At 61.2% G+C, this 16,357-nt stretch carries 12 protein-coding genes and 2 pseudogenes; 8 read left to right on the top strand and 6 right to left on the bottom strand.

What is annotated here, in order from left to right:
• Positions 1 to 14: 14 nt before the first annotated feature.
• From KO536_RS15840 to KO536_RS15815, 6 genes and pseudogenes are all read right to left on the bottom strand, one after another.
• The gene (locus KO536_RS15840; protein ID WP_095029759.1) at positions 15 to 779 is read right to left on the bottom strand and encodes an ABC transporter ATP-binding protein; all 765 of its coding nucleotides are present in this window, start codon (positions 777 to 779) and stop codon (positions 15 to 17) included.
• A 25-nt stretch (positions 780 to 804) separates the two neighbouring features.
• On the bottom strand, positions 805 to 1,599 hold the full coding sequence (locus tag KO536_RS15835; RefSeq protein WP_219262389.1) for an ABC transporter permease: 795 nt from the start codon (positions 1,597 to 1,599) through the stop codon (positions 805 to 807).
• The gene (locus KO536_RS15830) at positions 1,596 to 2,498 is read right to left on the bottom strand and encodes an ABC transporter permease (protein WP_219262388.1); all 903 of its coding nucleotides are present in this window, start codon (positions 2,496 to 2,498) and stop codon (positions 1,596 to 1,598) included. Before KO536_RS15830 ends, KO536_RS15835 begins: the two co-directional genes overlap by 4 nt.
• A 148-nt stretch (positions 2,499 to 2,646) precedes the next feature.
• Entirely contained in the window at positions 2,647 to 3,741 is a 1,095-nt protein-coding gene (locus KO536_RS15825) for an ABC transporter substrate-binding protein (RefSeq protein ID WP_133078855.1), read from the bottom strand.
• A gap of 36 nt (positions 3,742 to 3,777) precedes the next feature.
• On the bottom strand, positions 3,778 to 4,689 hold the full coding sequence (locus KO536_RS15820; RefSeq protein WP_133078854.1) for a TauD/TfdA family dioxygenase: 912 nt from the start codon (positions 4,687 to 4,689) through the stop codon (positions 3,778 to 3,780).
• Positions 4,690 to 4,891: 202 nt separating this feature from the next.
• Positions 4,892 to 5,581, bottom strand: a pseudogene (locus KO536_RS15815) (NYN domain-containing protein).
• A 376-nt stretch (positions 5,582 to 5,957) separates the two neighbouring features.
• Here KO536_RS15815 and KO536_RS15810 point away from each other — a divergent pair.
• From KO536_RS15810 to cobA, 8 genes and pseudogenes are all read left to right on the top strand, one after another.
• A complete protein-coding gene (locus KO536_RS15810; RefSeq protein ID WP_219262387.1) occupies positions 5,958 to 6,197 on the top strand; it encodes a type II toxin-antitoxin system RelB/DinJ family antitoxin in 240 nt (79 codons plus the stop codon).
• 113 nt (positions 6,198 to 6,310) lie between these two features.
• A complete protein-coding gene (locus KO536_RS15805) occupies positions 6,311 to 7,522 on the top strand; it encodes a CmpA/NrtA family ABC transporter substrate-binding protein (RefSeq protein ID WP_219262386.1) in 1,212 nt (403 codons plus the stop codon).
• A gap of 13 nt (positions 7,523 to 7,535) precedes the next feature.
• The gene (locus tag KO536_RS15800) at positions 7,536 to 8,111 is read left to right on the top strand and encodes an ANTAR domain-containing response regulator (protein WP_019827366.1); all 576 of its coding nucleotides are present in this window, start codon (positions 7,536 to 7,538) and stop codon (positions 8,109 to 8,111) included.
• Positions 8,112 to 8,298: 187 nt separating this feature from the next.
• A complete protein-coding gene (locus KO536_RS15795) occupies positions 8,299 to 9,510 on the top strand; it encodes a NarK/NasA family nitrate transporter (RefSeq protein ID WP_219262385.1) in 1,212 nt (403 codons plus the stop codon).
• Between the two features lie 7 nt (positions 9,511 to 9,517).
• Positions 9,518 to 11,188, top strand: a complete 1,671-nt coding sequence (locus tag KO536_RS15790; RefSeq protein ID WP_219262384.1) for a bifunctional protein-serine/threonine kinase/phosphatase — start codon at positions 9,518 to 9,520, stop codon at positions 11,186 to 11,188.
• A gap of 371 nt (positions 11,189 to 11,559) precedes the next feature.
• Positions 11,560 to 12,783: pseudogene (locus KO536_RS15785) on the top strand (NAD(P)/FAD-dependent oxidoreductase); the annotation flags it as partial.
• Positions 12,784 to 12,788: 5 nt separating this feature from the next.
• Positions 12,789 to 15,506 carry a nitrate reductase gene (locus KO536_RS15780; protein ID WP_219262382.1) on the top strand — a complete coding sequence of 906 codons (2,718 nt, stop codon included), beginning with the start codon at positions 12,789 to 12,791 and terminating at the stop codon, positions 15,504 to 15,506.
• Positions 15,507 to 15,516: 10 nt separating this feature from the next.
• Positions 15,517 to 16,320, top strand: a complete 804-nt coding sequence (cobA, locus tag KO536_RS15775) for a uroporphyrinogen-III C-methyltransferase (RefSeq protein ID WP_257622963.1) — start codon at positions 15,517 to 15,519, stop codon at positions 16,318 to 16,320.
• Positions 16,321 to 16,357 lie beyond the last annotated feature (37 nt).

The following is a 16,357-nucleotide window of genomic DNA, read 5'->3' as shown; positions in this document are numbered from 1 at the left end:
GGTGACGGAGGGGTTCAATGCAGTTCGGCGAAGTCGCTCAGCACGTCGTCGCGCAGGGCAATGAAACGGCTGTCGCTGCGGTTGCGCGGGCGCGGCAGGTCGATGTCGAGAATGCGCCGGATACGCCCGGGGTTGGGCTGCATGACCACCACGCGATCGCCCAGGAACACGGCCTCGTCCACATCGTGAGTGACCAGGATCATGGTGATTTTTTCCTTGGCCCAGATGTTTTGCAGCTCCCCCTGCAGGCGCGCACGGGTCAGGGCATCGAGGGCGCCCAGGGGTTCGTCCAGCAGCAGCACGCTGGGGCGATTGACCAGCCCCCGGGCGATGGCCACACGCTGGGCCATGCCGCCGGAGATCTGATGCGGGTAGGCGTCGATAAAATCCTGCAGGCCCACCAGCTCGATATGCTCGCGCACGGTGTCGCGTTTTTCCTTGGCGCTCAGGGGCGAGTTCTTGAGCGCGACCGCCACGTTCTGCTCGACGTTGAGCCAAGGGAACAAACGGTGATCCTGAAACACGATGCCGCGCTCCAGACCCGTGCCGTCGATGGGTTGGCCATTGAGCAGGATGCGCCCCTCGTACTCTTCGTCCAGGCCAAGAATCAGGCGCAGCAGGGTGGACTTGCCGCAACCGCTGGCGCCGACGATGCTGATGAATTCGCCGGGGGCGATGTCGAGCTGGATATTGTCCAGTACCTGCAGTTGGCTGGTGCTGCCCGGTCGGGAAGCAAAGCGCTTGCTGATGTTTTCCAGGGTCAGGCTGTTATTGAGCATGCTGCAATCCTTCTGAAAGTGCCGATCAACGCGGGTCAATGCCGTACAGGCGCTGCATCCGTCGCTCAAAAATCCGGGCCAGTGCATTGAGGCTCCAGCCCACCAGGCCGATGACCACCATGCCGAACAGCACCAGGTCCATCATGAAATGCTCGCTGCCATCGATCAGCGTGTTGCCGATGCCCTCCCCCGACACCAGCAGGTATTCGGCACCGATGGTCGCCAGCCACGAATACACCAGCGCCAGATACAGCCCGGTGAAGATCGACGGCAAGGCGGCGGGTAACATGACCCCGACGATGGTTTGCCAGCGGCTGAAGCGGTAGACCCGCGCCACTTCCAGCAGGTTGGGCGGCACATTGCGCAGGCCGTCGCAGGTGTTCACCACCACCGGCACCAGCGCCGCCAGTGACAGGAACACCACCTTGGCCACATCACCCAGGCCAAACCACACCGAGATCAGCGGGATCCAGGCGAACAGCGAAATCTGCTTGAACGTGTTGAAGCTGGGGCCCACCAACCGCTCGAAGTAGTGCGACAGGCCCAGCAGGCAGCCCAGCACCAGACCCAGGGTGGTGCCGATAAAAAAGCCGCTTAGGTTGCGCGCCAGGCTGGCGCTGATCGCCCGCCAGAACTTGCCTGAAGCTATCTGGTCCCAGGCCGTGGCCGCGACCTTTTCCGGCGAGACCAGCAGACCGGACTGGCTCCAGCCCATGTGTGAAGCCAGCCACCACAGGGCGACGGCGCTGATCGGCAATACCCAGCCGCGATAGCGACGGCTGATGCTGCTGCCATGATTGATTGCCAGGGCGCTACTCATGACAGGCGCCCCGCTACAGGTGCGCGGCCACGATTGAGGCGCCGCTCGGCGTGATCAAAACCGCGATCGATCAACAGTCCGATCGCACCGACCACCACCACCGCCGCCATCACCAGATCCAGCTGGAACAGTTGGCGACCATACACAATCAGGTAACCCAGCCCTTCGCTCGACGCCACCAGCTCAACCACCACCAGTGACAGCCAGGCTTTGGTGAAGCCAAGGCGCAGACCGGTGAACAGGGTCGGAATGGCCGCAGGCAACACGATGAACACCACGCTCTGCCAACGGCTGAAGCCGTAAGCCCGACCCGCTTCCAGCAACCCTTTGGGGGCCTGGTGAAAAGCCTGCAAGGTGCACAGCGTGATCGGCACCATCGCGGCCTTGGCGATCAGCACATACTTGAGCGGCTCGCCGATGCCGAACAGCAGCAAGGCAAACGGCAGCCAGCCCAGTACCGGTATCTGCACCAGAGCATTGAAGGTGGGAAGCAGATAATCCTCGACGGTTTTCGACAGCCCCATGGCCAACCCCAGCGCCACACCGACAGCGGCGCCCAGGGCAAAGCCGACCACCACCCGTTGCAGGCTGGCGGCCGCATTTATCCACAGGTCGCCTGACGTGAAGAGGTCCGACAGGGTTTCATAGACATAGGCGGGCGGCGGCAGCACCTGCTCTGAGAGCAGACCCAGTTCAACCCCCACGTACCACAGGCCCAGCAACGTCAGCGGCAGCAGCCACGGCAACGCCTTGTCACCCAGTCTTGAAGCCCAGGCCGATGTGCGGGGCACCTCGACCTTGCGTACGGGCCGGGGCGGTGCGGGTGGCAAGCGCTTGACGTTGGCCTTGGGTAGCGCCGGTGCGTACTGCTGGGGTGTGACGGTCTGTGCCCTGGCCATGTGCGTGGCTCCTTAGCTACTACAAAAAACGGAGTTCCTGTTGGCGACCTTGTGGGAGCGGGCTTGCTCGCGATGCAGACGACACGGTCTGTCTGGATAACCGCGTCGATTCAATCGCGAGCAAGCCCGCTCCCACAGGGGTATGCAGTTACTTGCCCGCTACCGCATTGCCTTCAGGCTGCTTGCCATCCGGGCCATAGGCCGTCCAGAAGGTTTCAAGGCCTTTGGCTTTGAGGGCCGCCTGCAGGTATGAAGGCTCAAACCAGCCATCGATACTGACCGGACGACGGATCAACTTTTCGTCCTTGGCCTGCTCCGCCACCGCCTTGTAGCGGCTCAACAAAAAGGGATCGATCAGCGGGGAAGCCTTGTCGCGGATGCTGACCCCGGCAGAGTCGGCGCGCAGCGACTCAACCGGTTCGTTGCTCTTGGCCCACTCGGCGAAAACGGCCTCACGGTGGTCTTCTTCGGACGTCCATTTCGCAGCGTCCACCAGGGTGTCGACAACCTTCTGTACATTGGCCGGATGCTCTTTTTCATAGGCCCCGCGAACCACCAATGCGGTCTGGCGGGTGTAACGCACATCCTGGGTGGGGTTGTCGTAAATGATGTCGATCAGGCCCTTGTCGCGCAGCTTGAACAGTTCACGACCGCCAAAGGCGGCATCCACGCCGTTGGAAACCAGCGCTGCCTGAGTGCTGCCGGTATCGAGGTTGATGACCTTGATATCGCGCTCGGTCAGGCCGTGCTCGGCCAACAGGTTGATCGACACCAGATGGCCGTTGGTACCGCGAAACACCGCGACTTTCTTGCCTTTGAGGTCATCGATACTTTTGATGTCCGAGCCCTTGGGCACGGCCAGATACAGATTGGCCCTCACACCCAGGGCCGCCAGCAGCTTGGTGTCCAGGCCGTTGGCGCGTCCGACCACGGCAGGCAGATCGCCCTGATAGGCGAAGTCCAGTTGCTGGTTGGACAAGGCTTCGTTGACTGCGGGGCCAGCCCCTTTGAAGAAGAACCACTGCACGTCGGTTCCGCTTCCGGCGAAAGCCTTTTCCAGCAGTTGCTGGTTGCGCACGATCCCGAGGGTCGAGCCACTGAACGTCACCGGATCACCCCCACCGGCGGTGGCTACACCGATCCGTAAAACATCGGCCTGGGCCAGCGGCACAGCCATGACTGCTGCCAGCGCGGCGGCGATGCGACCTTTGCGAAACAGGGATTTAGCGTTGAATGAGGCCATGGGCTGGTTTTCCTGGGAGCGATGGGGTTCGGCCGGTCAGGCGGCGAGGTGTTTTTTGTCGGCTTCGGTTTTGGGCGAGCGCGTCTCAGGCGTCGGCTTGAGCGCCTGGCTCAGGCGACCGTCCACACCCACCGGCACGTCGCCGTCGATGGTGGTGCGGCGCACGATGCGCTGGGCATCGCCGTAGTCGTTGATCGCAATATGCTGCGTGGCGCGGTTGTCCCAGATCACCACATCGCCTTCCTGCCAGCGCCAGCGCACGGTGTTGTCGACATGGGTAATGCGGTCGTGGAACAGGCGGATCAGTTGTTTGGAGTCATTGCTGCTAACACCCTGCAGTTCTTTTACAAAGTGGCCCAACAACAAACTTCTTTCGCCGGACTCAGGGTGAACGCGAACCAGGGGATGTTCGGTTTCATACACTTGGGCGGTGAACTGTTCGCGATAACGCTTAAGACCCGACTCATCGGTATCGCGCGGCGCGGCATAGTCATACACATTGGTATGCAAGGCACGCAAACTGTCGGCCAGTTGTTTTAAAGGCTCTGGCAAGTCGGCATAGGCCGATGCGGTATTAGCCCACACGGTATCGCCGCCATAAGGCGGAATGACCACACCGCGCAAGATGGAAATCTTTGGGTAGTTGGCAACAAAGGTCACATCGGTGTGCCAGGAGTTGGCGCGGGTTTCCTTGGCATCCAGATGCAGGATGGCGGCGCTTTTCTCGGCAGAGCGCACGGTCGGATGGGGCACCTGATCACCGAAGCGTCGAGAGAAGGCTTCATGTTCGGCGTCATCCAGATGCTGATCACGAAAGAACAGAACTTTGTATTTCAACAGTGCCTGATTAATAAACTCGAATGATTCGGCACTGATATCCCCGCCCAGTTTTATGCCTTCAAGTTGTGCACCAATCCGACCTGCCACAGGTTTTACTTGAATAGTCATTGCGCCACTCCTGCCTCACGAGTTGTTGTGGACAGATCATAAAGGCATAAAAGCAGCGCTGACTAATCACTATTTAATCTAAAGATAGATGAGCACTTTTATAGAACTCAACCCGTTTTAACGACTTTAAATAGTTATAAGTTTTTTGGTTGTAAGGTCATAACTGATTAAGTGAATGAACCTGAAACCAGAAGCTAAAGGCTCACCAGTAGGCTGGTTTGTCGGCTGGTTTTTTGCGGGTGGGTATACGTGCAGGGAACTGATACCGGGCCAGTTCGGCGTTAGTGACCACCTGTCGCATCCAGTTCACGTACTGCTTCAACGAACCCGGAGCCGTTCGCTGAATGCCCTCACGGTGAGGCAGGATCACTCCTAGCTGCAGTCCGGGGAAATCCTCCCTGAGCGCCCTTAAAGCCGGGGTCATATCGGTATCGGCAGATACCAGGACAAGCTGCTCTACACGCAGTTCAAGTGGTAACGCGGCCTGCCGGGCCGCAAGCCGGTACATACTGATGGCGATATGAACGTCCGTCTCTTTCTCTTCAAGCTTCCAGATCTCAACCTGGTCATCTCTGGACGCCGCAGTGGCCTTATCAACAAAACGCGGCGCCTTGCCTGATTCAAGCTGGTGACGTCCGTAATACACATCGACACCCCGTGATATCAGCGCACGAATGTAGGTGTCCTGGGCCTCTTTTTAGGCAATGCCACGGCTGGCCAATGAGGGTTTGACGCCGGAGGTGAAAAAACTCACAGCAGCAAGCGTGCTGTCGCAGTGTTCGATACGGATGATATGAGCCAGCAGGGCAGGAAGATCCAGCCACTTGTACGGAGTGCCGGCCAGCAGGCCGTAAAACACGTTGTAGCCGTCTACAAAGCACGCTGTACGCAAGATTTCCTATCCCTGGAAACGAAAAAACCGGCCCTGGGCCGGTTTTTTCACCCCAACGGCCAGCGAACTGAATCACTGCGTACGGGGCTGAGTAGTGGGCCGATTATTGCGCAACACCGAGCGCAACACAAGATGAATTCGGGTGATCAGATGCATGGGTAAAGCGAGCGCTACTGTCGCAAAATCGAACAGTGTGCGGGCGGTTTCGTTTAACACAATCCGTGTCAAGTTAAGCCCGGGGCTGGTTTGTGCCTATGGCGGCTTAATGTCTTCAGAACATATGAACAACGCAGACCACTCAACCGCCCAATGGCACTTGCAAAAGAAACGGGCAGAGGCAAGTGTAATGACAAATGTCATTACACGAGTCAAAGCCATGGCCTCCATCAATATCCGCATCGACGATGAACTCAAAGCTCGCGCTTACCAGGAACTTGAGCGCCTGGGTGTCACCCCCTCGGAACTGGTCCGCCAGGCATTCCAGTACGTGGCCGAACGCGGCCAACTGCCCTTTCGCCCCATGCTGGTGACAGAAGAAGACGAAGCCCTCATCAATACCGTGCGCGAACGCCTGGCTGCGCCGCAAAGGCTCAAGGTGACACTGGATGACCTTTGATCTTGAGTTACGGCAAATCCAGAGCCCTGTAAAAACAGGATTTCAACTGGGTTAACCCCTCTGGCATATGCCTTGCACCCTCGCAGTATGCTTTTGCCAAGGTGCTGCCTCCCATGAACGAATCACTCGCCGGCCCTCTGGCCTGGGTCAACGGCAGCGATGCCCCGGAAAAAACCGAAATCAACCTGGGTTTTATGGCCCTCACTGATTGCGCCTCGGTGGTGGTGGCCGCCACTCAAGGCTTCGCCCAGCCCTTCGGCCTGACCCTTAACCTCAAGCGCCAGTCGTCCTGGGCCAGCCTGCGGGACAATCTGGTCAGCGGCCAGCTCGACGCCGCCCACAGTCTGTACGGCCTGATCTACGCCGTGCACCTGGGCATTGGCGGCGTGGCAGCCAACGACATGGCCGTGCTGATGGGGCTCAATCAAAACGGCCAGAGCCTCAACCTCTCCCACGGCTTGCAGGCCCAAGGCGTGATCCGTCCTGAGGCACTGCAACAACACGTGCACCAAAGTCGCGCAAAACTGACTTTCGCCCAGACTTTTCCCACGGGAACTCATGCCATGTGGCTGTATTACTGGCTGGCGAGTCAGGGCATTCACCCTTTGCAAGATGTCGACAGCGTGGTGGTGCCGCCGCAACAGATGGTCGCGCACTTGCAAGCCGGACGGATTGACGGGTTTTGCGTCGGCGAGCCCTGGGCCGCCAGTGCGGTGGAACACAATATGGGGTTCACCCTCACCACCACTCAGGCCCTGTGGCCCGATCATCCGGAAAAAGTCCTGGGCTGTACCCGCGCCTTCGTCGAGCAGTACCCCAACACCGCCCGGGCGCTGGTCATGGCGATTCTCGAAGCCAGCCGTTTTATCGAGCAAAGCGACGAAAACCGTCGCAGTACCGCACAGTTGCTGAGCGCCCCCGAGTACCTGAATGCACCCGTCGAGTGCATCGCGCCGCGTTTGCTGGGCGATTACAGCGATGGCCTGGGCAATCACTGGCAAGACCCCCACCCGTTGCGCTTTCATGGCGACGGTGAGGTCAACCTGCCCTACTTGTCCGACGGCATGTGGTTCATGACCCAGTTCCGCCGCTGGGGCTTGTTGCGCGACGACCCGGATTACCTCGGTGTCGCCCGTCAGGTTCAGCAACTGGCGCTGTACCGCGATGCCGCCAGCGCTGTGGGTGTGAACGCCAGTGGAGCCGACATGCGCAGCAGCCAACTGATCGACGGCAAGGTGTGGGACGGCTCTGACCCCGCAGGCTATGCACGAAGCTTTGCGCTGCATGCCATGAGCGCCAGCGCTCCCCTTCTAGCCCGTCGTTGACTGGAGCCTGCCCATGCTGCGTATCTTGCTGATCAACGACACGGCTAAAAAAGTCGGCCGCCTCAAAGCTGCGCTGAGCGAAGCCGGCTTTGAGGTGATCGACGAATCAGGCCTGACCATCGACCTGCCCGCGCGCGTCGAAACGGTGCGCCCGGATGTGATTCTGATCGATACCGAGTCACCCAGCCGCGATGTGATGGAACAAGTGGTGCTGGTTTCTCGAGACCAGCCACGGCCAATTGTAATGTTCACCGACGAGCACGACCCCGGCGTGATGCGCCAGGCAATCAAGTCCGGGGTCAGTGCGTACATCGTCGAAGGCATTCACGCACAACGTTTGCAGCCCATTCTCGATGTGGCCATGGCCCGCTTTGAAAGCGACCAGGCCCTGCGCGCCCAACTGCACGCCCGGGACCAGCAGTTGGCAGAGCGCAAGCGCATCGAACTGGCCAAGGGCCTGTTGATGAAAATGAAAAGCTGCAACGAAGAAGAGGCCTACACCCTGATGCGCCGCCAGGCCATGAGCCGTCAGCAAAAGCTGATTCAGGTCGCGGAACAGATCATTGCCATGAGCGAGTTGCTGGGCTGACACCCCCTCTGGGTTGGCACACTTCTCGCTAAGCAATCCCTACCGGTAACCAACGGCGGTTGCCACACCCAAGACAAAGACGTCGCTGACCTCATTCGCCCATCGCGGATCAGGTAGCGGCGTTTTTTCGTTTTGGCCCTGCTGGCTCATGACTCCTTCTCGAAACGATTAACCGTTGAGGTGCGCGATGAATTCAAGCTTCTGGAAATCCGGCCATACCCCGACCCTGTTCGCAGCCTTTCTCTATTTCGACCTGAGCTTTATGGTCTGGTACCTGCTCGGGCCGCTGGCGGTGCAAATCGCCGCCGACCTGCACCTGACCACCCAACAACGCGGGCTGGTGGTGGCCACGCCGATCCTGGCCGGGGCCTTGCTGCGCTTTGTCATGGGCCTGCTGGCGGATCGCCTGTCACCGAAAACCGCCGGGCTGATCGGTCAGGTCATCGTGATCGGTGCGCTGTTCGTCGCCTGGAAGCACGGCATTCACAGCTACGAACAAGCCCTGCTGCTGGGGCTGTTCCTGGGCATGGCGGGCGCCTCGTTCGCCGTGGCGCTGCCGCTGGCCTCGCAGTGGTATCCGCCACAGCACCAGGGCAAGGCGATGGGCATTGCCGGTGCAGGCAACTCGGGCACGGTGTTCGCCGCCCTGCTGGCCCCGCTGCTCGCCGCCGCCTACGGCTGGAGCAATGTGTTCGGTTTTGCCCTGATCCCGCTGGTGCTGTGCATATTCGTATTTGCCGGGCTGGCCAGGAACGCTCCCGAGCGGCCTAAAGCCAAGTCCATGGGTGATTATTTCAAGGCCCTGGGCGACCGCGACAGCTGGTGGTTCATGTTTTTCTACAGTGTGACGTTCGGTGGCTTTATCGGCCTGGCCAGCGCCCTGCCCGGCTATTTCAACGATCAATACGGGCTGAGCCCGATCACCGCCGGTTACTACACAGCAGCCTGCGTCTTTGGTGGCAGTTTGATGCGACCTTTGGGCGGCGCTCTGGCGGACCGTTTCGGCGGGATTCGCACCCTGCTGGGCATGTACACCGTAGCGACCATCAGCATCGCGGCAGTGGGCTTCAACCTGCCAAACTCCTACGCCGCACTGGCACTTTTCGTCTGCACCATGCTGGGTCTGGGTGCCGGTAACGGTGCAGTATTCCAATTAGTGCCGCAGCGTTTTCGTCGTGAAATCGGCGTCATGACCGGTTTGATCGGGATGGCCGGTGGTATCGGCGGTTTCGCCCTGGCCGCAGGCATGGGGGCAATCAAGCAAAGCACCGGCAGTTATCAGCTGGCCTTGTGGTTGTTCGCCAGCCTGGGAGTGCTGGCCTGGTTTGGCCTGCATGGGGTCAAGCGCCGCTGGAGAACCACCTGGGGCTCGGCTGCCGTGACCGCAGCCCGCGTGTAAAGCCGTCATGAGCCTGCAACTGAGCTTCGCCCACGCCAGCGCCATCGGCCCGCGCGCCGAGAATCAGGACGCGCTGCGCGAGGTCACGCCGGTGCCGCTGCTGGCCGCGAGCAAAGGCTATTTGTTCGCCATCGCCGATGGTGTCAGCCAATGCGCCGATGGCGGGCTGGCGGCCCGTTCGACCTTGCAGGCGCTGGCGCTGGACTATTACGCCACGCCTGAAACCTGGAGCGTGGCCCAGGCACTGGAGCGCTTGCTGCTCGCGCAAAACCGCTGGCTACAGGCCAATGGCGGCGGGCAACCGCTGCTGACCACGGTCAGTGCCCTGGTGCTGCGCGGCAGGCGGTTTACCCTGGCCCATGTCGGCGATTGCCGGGTGTACCGCTGGCACGGCGAGACCTTGCAGCGCATCAGCGAAGATCACGTCTGGGATCAGCCGGGCATGCAGCATGTGCTCAAGCGGGCGCTGGGGCTTGATCAACATCTGGTGGTGGATTTCCTTGATGGGCCGCTGCGTCAGGACGAGACCTTTGTGCTGCTCAGTGACGGCGTCTGGTCAACATTGGGCGATACCGCCATCGCCGCCATTGTGCGTGACCTGCCCGACCTGCAAAGCGCCGCCAGCACCCTGGTCAATGCCGCGCATCGGGCAGGCAGCCAGGACAACGCCAGTGCCCTGCTGGTAAGGGTCGACACCCTGGGCGAGAGCGACATCGGCGATGCCTTGATGCAATTGCAGCAATGGCCATTGCCCCCCGCCCTGAGGCCTGGGCAGCACTTTGAGGGCTGGCAGGTCGAAAGCCATCTGGGCCAGAGTCAGCAATCACTGCTCTACCGGGTACGGGACGCACAACAACAGCCCTGGCTGCTGAAAACCCTGCCGGCCCGCCTGCACGACGATCATCAGGCAGGGCAGGCCTTGCTGTCGGAGGAATGGTTTCTCAAGCGGGTGGCCGGGCGGCACTTTCCTGAAGTACACCCGGCCAATCAGCGTCAGCATCTGTACTACGTAATGCGTGAATACCCTGGCATTACCCTGGAAAAACTCTTTGCCAAGGATGGGCCACTGCCCCTGGCGCAATGGCTGGACCTGGCCGAGCGCCTGCTGCGGGCCGTAGGGCTGCTGCACCGGCGGCAGATTTTTCACCGCGATATCAAGCCGCACAATGTGCTGCTGGGTGACGACGGCGAGCTGCGCGTGCTGGACTTCGGGCTGGCCTACTGCCCGGGCCTGTCTGAGGATCTGCCATCGGCGCTGCCCGGTACTCCCAGCTACATCGCTCCGGAAGCCTTTCGCGGCGAAAAACCCGCCGCCCGACAGGACCTGTATGCCGTGGGCGTGACCCTGTATTACCTGCTGACCGGGCATTATCCCTACGGTGAAATCGAAGCTTTCCAGCGCCCGCGCTTTGGCGTGCCGGTGAGCGCCAGCCGATACCGCCCCGACCTGCCGGAATGGATTGCCCACAGCCTGGAACGCGGTGTTGCAGCCGATCCGCAGCTGCGTTTTGAAACTGCCGAAGAGTGGTTGCTGCAACTGGAGCAGGGCGAACGCCAGAGCCTGAACGTACGCCCCAGACCCTTGCTGGAGCGAGAGCCGCTGATGGTGTGGCGGGCGGTGGCGTTGATGTCGTTGTTGATCAATCTGGTGCTGATGTTTTTGCTGCTTCACACCTGACAGCCGCTCGAAAACCCTGTAGTCGCTGACGAGCCGTGCGAGGCTGCGATCGGTGTGATGCGGCACATCGATCGCAGCCTCGTTCTACTCGTCAGCGACTACAGGCGTAACGCTCCAACATCGGGCGCGGCGCTTTCATTCGGTGCATAAAACCCTCACCTCAACATTTCATCGCCCTTTAAACACAGGCCCTGGCAACTTGGCACAACCGCTGCATTAGCTCTTTCATCAATCATAAAACCCGGTCTTCAACGACGAAGAACAGGTTTCCCGAGAGAACGGGACAAGGACAAAGGTGTCCTCGCCAGGTAACTGGCGGGACACCTTTTTTGTTTGCGTACGATTTGTCGAGCATGGCCGCGGAGAACCTGATGAAAAAACTAAAACTGGTGATGATCGGCAACGGCATGGCCGGGGTTCGTACCCTGGAAGAATTGCTCAAGCTGAGCAGCGAGCTCTATGACATCACGGTCTTCGGCGCCGAACCCCATGCCAACTACAACCGCATCCTGCTGTCCCCCGTACTGGCCGGTGAACAGACCTTTGATGAGATCGTGCTCAACGATCTGGACTGGTATCTGGACAACAACATCACGCTGCTGCTCAACCGCAGAGTGGTGACGATCGACCGGGTAAAACGTCGGGTCATTGCCGACGACGGCACCGAGGCCGAATACGATCGCCTGCTGATCGCCACCGGCTCATCGCCGTTCATTCTGCCGATCCCGGGCAACACCCTGGACGGCGTCATCGGCTACCGCGACATTGCCGACACCCAGGCCATGATCGACACCGCCAAAACCCACACCCATGCGGTGGTCATCGGGGGCGGCCTGCTCGGCCTGGAAGCAGCCAACGGCCTGATGCTGCGCGGCATGCATGTGACCGTGATCCACAACGGCGAATGGCTGCTGGATCGCCAGCTGGACCGGGTCAGCGGCCAACTGCTGCAAGACGCCCTCGAAGCCAGCGGCCTGCATTTTCGGTTGTGCGAGCAGACCAGCGCCCTGCACGACGCGGGCAATGGCCGGGTCGGGTCGGTGGAGTTCAAGAGCGGCCAGATCATCCCTGCCGACCTGGTGGTGATGGCTGCAGGCATTCGCCCCAACATCGAACTGGCAGAGCGTGCAGGCATCCCGTGCAGCCGCGCGATTCTGGTCAACGACACCCTGCAAACCTACGACCCGCGCATTTACGCCATCGGTGAATGCGCCAGCCATCGCGGTATCGCCTATGGCCTGGTGGCTCCCCTGTTCGAACAGGCCAAGGTCTGCGCCAATCACCTTGCGCAATTGGGCTTTGCCCGCTACCAAGGCTCCGTCACCTCGACCAAGCTGAAGGTCACGGGCATCGACCTGTTTTCTGCGGGGGATTTCATGGGCGGTGAAGGTACCGAAACCATCACCCTGCGTGATCCCATTGGCGGGGTCTACAAGAAGCTGGTGATCAAGGACGACGTGCTGGTGGGGGCCTGCCTGTACGGCGACACCGCTGACGGCAGTTGGTATTTGCGCCAGATCCGTGAGCACCACAGCATTGACGGGATCCGCGATCATCTGATGTTCGGTGAAGAGGTTCTGGCCCTGGGGGAAGTGCGCTGATGAACCGCCAGATCACCGCCTCCACCTGCTGCTATTGCGGGGTCGGCTGCGGCGTGCTGATCGAGCATGACGGCGAGCGCATTCTCGGCGTCAGCGGCGATCCGGCCCATCCGGCCAATTTCGGCAAATTGTGCAGCAAGGGCTCGACGCTGCACCTGACCGGCGACCTCAACGCCCGCGCGCTGTACCCGCAACTGCGCCTGGGCAAGGCCCTTGCCCGTGGCCGCACCGACTGGGACAGCGCCCTGGATCACGCCGCCAGCGTGTTCGCCGCCACCATCGCCGAACACGGCCCCGACAGTGTGGCGTTTTATATCTCCGGGCAGTTGCTGACCGAGGACTACTACGCCTTCAACAAACTGGCGCGGGCGCTGGTGGGCACCAACAATATCGACAGCAATTCGCGGCTGTGCATGTCTTCGGCCGTGGTCGGCTACAAGCGCAGCCTGGGCGCCGATGCTCCGCCTTGCAGCTACGAAGACCTTGAGCTGAGCGATTGCGTGATGATCGTCGGCAGCAATATGGCCTACGCCCATCCGATACTGTTTCGCCGACTGGAGGAGGCAAAAGCTCGGCGCCCGCAGATGAAAGTCATCGTAATCGACCCGCGCCGGACCGACACCTGCGATCTGGCCGACCTGCATCTGGCCATTGAACCGGGCTCCGATGTCGCTTTGTTTCACGGGATTTTGCACCTGTTGTTGTGGGAAGACTGGATCGACCGCGACTTTATCAAGGCCCACACCCAAGGCTTGCCCGAGCTTAAAAACCTGGTACGCGATTACACCCCGCAGATGGTGTCGCAGCTCTGCGGCATCAGCGTCGAGCACTTGCAGCAATGCGCCGAGTGGGTCGGCACTTCGCCGAGTTTTCTGTCGCTATGGTGCATGGGCCTGAACCAGTCCACCGCGGGCAGTGCAAAAAACAGTGCGCTGATCAATCTGCATCTGGCCACCGGGCAGATCGGCCGTCCGGGTGCAGGGCCGTTCTCCCTGACCGGTCAGCCCAATGCAATGGGCGGGCGCGAAACCGGAAGCCTGTCCAACCTGTTGCCCGGCCACCGCGAGACCGCCAATCCCGAGCACAGGGCCGAAGTCGCTGCCTACTGGGGCGTTGAACAACTGCCGCACACCACCGGCCTGAGCGCCATCGAGCTGTTCGAGCAGATGGCCAGCGGCAAGATCAAGGCGCTGTGGATTGCCTGCACCAACCCGGCGCAATCCATGCCGGACCAGACCGCCGTGCGGGCGGCGTTGCTGGCCTGCCCGTTTGTGGTGTTGCAAGAGGCGTTTCATACCACCGAAACCGCCGCCTTCGCCGACCTGCTGCTGCCCGCCGCCAGTTGGGGCGAAAAGGACGGCACGGTGACCAACTCCGAGCGGCGTATTTCCCACGTGCGCAAAGCCATCGCAGCACCGGGGGAGGCCCGTTCCGATTGGGCAATTACTGTTGATTTCGCACAGCGTCTGGAAAAACATCTGCGCCCTGCGCAACCCGGCCTGTTTGCGTTTACCCACGCTGCGCAGGTGTTCGACGAGTACAAGTACCTGACCCGAGGGCGTGATCTGGATTTGTCGGGCATCAGCCATGCCGTGCTTGACGCCCTCGGCCCGCAGCAATGGCCCTTCCCTGTCGGCGCCCGTGAAGGCACTGCGCGGTTGTATCTGGACGGGATCTTTCCTACTGCCTCCGGGCGGGCACAGTTTGTCGCCGACCCGTATCGGGCAGCCAAGGAGCAGCGCGATGCGGGCTTCCCGCTGACCCTGATCACCGGCCGCCTGCGCGACCAATGGCACGGCATGAGCCGCACCGGCACTGCCGCGCAGTTGTTCGGTCACGTCAGCGAAGCGGTGTTGAGCCTGCACCCGGATGAACTGCGCCGCCATCGCCTGCAACCCGGTGACTTGATCAGCCTCAAAAGTCGACGCGGGGCGGTGATCATGCCGGTCAGCAGCGATGACAGCGTGCGGCCGGGCCAGGCGTTTTTGCCGATGCACTGGGGCGACCGCTTTCTCAAGGGCGGGGTCAACACCCTGACCCTGCCAGCGTTCGACCCGCTGTCCAAACAGCCGGAGCTCAAACACAGCGCCGTCAGGCTTGAGCCGGTGCAATTGCCCTGGCAGCTCTTCGCCCTGATAGAAGGCAATGTTCAACAGAAATTCGAGACATTGCGCCCGCTCTGCGAAGCTTTTTCGTATGTGAGTTTCAGCCTGACGGGCCGCGAGCGCCCTGCGCTGTTGATCCGTGCGGCCAGCGCCAGCGCGCCAGACCCGCAACTGCTGCACGACATCGACCACGCCCTGGGGCTCGACGAGGGGCCGGTGCTGGCTTACGACGACCCCCGCCGTTGCATTGGCAAGCGGGTACGCATCGACAATGGCCGCATTACTGCCATTCGTCTGGCTGGCGAAACCCTGGCCCAGCACTGGCTGCAAAACCTGTGGCAGGAAGGGCGCGCCGATGAACACCTGCGCCGCTGGCTGCTGGCGCCATTGAGCGCGCCACCCGGCAACGGCGATACCCCGGCCGCGGGCAACAAGATTGTGTGCAACTGCAAGAACGTCAGCCAGGGCGCGATAGGCGCTGGCATTAACCAGGGGCTGGACTTGCAGGGGCTGAAAAATACATTGGGCTGCGGAACGCAATGCGGCTCCTGCGTCCCGGAAATCAAACGCTTGCTGGCTGCCCAGGCGCAGCTGATCGCCGTTATCTCGTGAGGAAATCACAATGAGTGCAAAAGTCTGGCTGGTAGGTGCAGGCCCGGGTGATCCGGAGCTGCTGACGCTCAAGGCCGTGCGCGCCCTGCGCGAAGCGGATGTGGTGCTGATTGACGATCTGGTCAATGACGCGGTGCTGGAGCATTGCCCGGCTGCCCGAGTGATTTCGGTGGGCAAGCGCGGTGGCTGTCGTTCGACGCCACAGGCGTTTATTCATCGCCTGATGCTGCGTTATGCCCGTCACGGCAAATGCGTGGTGCGGCTCAAGGGCGGTGATCCGTGCATCTTCGGCCGTGGGGGCGAAGAAGCCCAGTGGTTGCGCGAACACGGGGTTGAGGTGGAACTGGTCAACGGCATTACGGCCGGGCTGGCGGGCGCCACGCAATGCGCGATCCCGTTGACCCTGCGCGGCGTGGCCCGGGGCGTGACGCTGGTGACGGCCCACACCCAGGATGAGAGCCAGGTGAACTGGCAGGCGCTGGCACAAAGCGGTACCACTCTGGTGGTGTACATGGGCGTGGCCAAATTGAGCGAAATCCGCGAGCAATTGCTGGCGGGCGGCATGGCGGCGGATATGCCAGTGGCCATGATCGAAAATGCCTCCCTGCCCCACCAGCGCGAATGCCGCAGCCATCTGGGCGCGATGGAGCAGGATGCCCAGATGTTCCAACTGAAAAGCCCGGCGATTCTGGTAATTGGCCGTGTGGCTCAACAATTGGCAGACCTGAACAGCGGGAGCGTGATCTCAAACGACCCCCTCGCCCCTACTGTTTACCCCGTTAGCCCACCCCACCCAGCGGCAAACAGCATTTGACTGAGCCGAATCGACCCCCGCCGTCATCCCGGTGTCA

Origin of the sequence: Pseudomonas sp. NKUCC02_KPG (genome assembly GCF_019345465.1) — a bacterium.
In the GTDB taxonomy this organism is placed as follows: domain Bacteria; phylum Pseudomonadota; class Gammaproteobacteria; order Pseudomonadales; family Pseudomonadaceae; genus Aquipseudomonas.
This window is presented reverse-complemented; position numbering and strand designations above follow the sequence as displayed.

Excerpts from the sequence above, each read along its gene's own strand:
- KO536_RS15840 (WP_095029759.1), bottom strand. The coding sequence starts at position 779 with ATGCTCAATAACAGCCTGACCCTGGAAAACATCAGCAAGCGCTTTGCT.
- KO536_RS15835 (WP_219262389.1), bottom strand. The coding sequence starts at position 1,599 with ATGAGTAGCGCCCTGGCAATCAATCATGGCAGCAGCATCAGCCGTCGC.
- KO536_RS15810 (WP_219262387.1), top strand. The coding sequence starts at position 5,958 with ATGGCCTCCATCAATATCCGCATCGACGATGAACTCAAAGCTCGCGCT.
- cobA (WP_257622963.1), top strand. The coding sequence starts at position 15,517 with ATGAGTGCAAAAGTCTGGCTGGTAGGTGCAGGCCCGGGTGATCCGGAG.
- KO536_RS15780 (WP_219262382.1), top strand. The coding sequence starts at position 12,789 with ATGAACCGCCAGATCACCGCCTCCACCTGCTGCTATTGCGGGGTCGGC.
- KO536_RS15825 (WP_133078855.1), bottom strand. The coding sequence starts at position 3,741 with ATGGCCTCATTCAACGCTAAATCCCTGTTTCGCAAAGGTCGCATCGCC.
- KO536_RS15830 (WP_219262388.1), bottom strand. The coding sequence starts at position 2,498 with ATGGCCAGGGCACAGACCGTCACACCCCAGCAGTACGCACCGGCGCTA.
- KO536_RS15820 (WP_133078854.1), bottom strand. The coding sequence starts at position 4,689 with ATGACTATTCAAGTAAAACCTGTGGCAGGTCGGATTGGTGCACAACTT.
- KO536_RS15790 (WP_219262384.1), top strand. The coding sequence starts at position 9,518 with ATGAGCCTGCAACTGAGCTTCGCCCACGCCAGCGCCATCGGCCCGCGC.
- KO536_RS15795 (WP_219262385.1), top strand. The coding sequence starts at position 8,299 with ATGAATTCAAGCTTCTGGAAATCCGGCCATACCCCGACCCTGTTCGCA.
- KO536_RS15805 (WP_219262386.1), top strand. The coding sequence starts at position 6,311 with ATGAACGAATCACTCGCCGGCCCTCTGGCCTGGGTCAACGGCAGCGAT.
- KO536_RS15800 (WP_019827366.1), top strand. The coding sequence starts at position 7,536 with ATGCTGCGTATCTTGCTGATCAACGACACGGCTAAAAAAGTCGGCCGC.